1 protein-coding gene is annotated in these 523 nt (G+C 39.6%); it reads right to left on the reverse strand.

Annotated elements, in window-relative coordinates; translation table 11 throughout:
* Positions 1-438: a hypothetical protein gene (locus HBA93_RS18210; protein WP_221724238.1), complete on the reverse strand. Its 438-nt coding sequence runs from the start codon at positions 436-438 to the stop codon at positions 1-3.
* Positions 439-523: the final 85 nt, after the last annotated feature.

Raw genomic sequence — 523 nt, forward strand, 5'->3', positions numbered from 1 at the left:
TCAGTCAAGGTATGTGGACAGTTCATCATAGCGCAATCCTGCACTCGTCATTGTGACGTGATACGAATATTTATGTCCCGAATGAACAATCTGATCGAGAATTATGACGTCGCCAACAGGCCATATATTGTGGTCGGCTGTCACGCCTAGACTTACGTCAGTCTTTTTCCCATCATATTCAAGCCAAGCATGTGAAATCATTACATCATCAGACCCATCATTGACATATCCGATGATTGGAGAGGTCGAGATATTGAACTTATCTTTTAGATATTGGTAGAGAAAGAAAGTTGAGTGATAGCACATACCATGTACATTGCGTGACTTTATAACCCTATCAAATAGCTTGTTTGCAGTAAAAAAAACGGTCTTTGCTTCATCAGAAAGGCCGGTTGTCATATTATCAATTTTCAGCCTTTTTTGTTTTGCCTGTCCCATAATATCCCTCAACTAAGATGCGTAATCTCTTCCCTTAAATTCTTGATTTGCAATACATGCAATAGAAATCCGTTTGTGGCGTCTG

It is taken from the genome of Ochrobactrum sp. SFR4 (genome assembly GCF_019730395.1).
Taxonomy (GTDB): domain Bacteria; phylum Pseudomonadota; class Alphaproteobacteria; order Rhizobiales; family Rhizobiaceae; genus Pseudochrobactrum.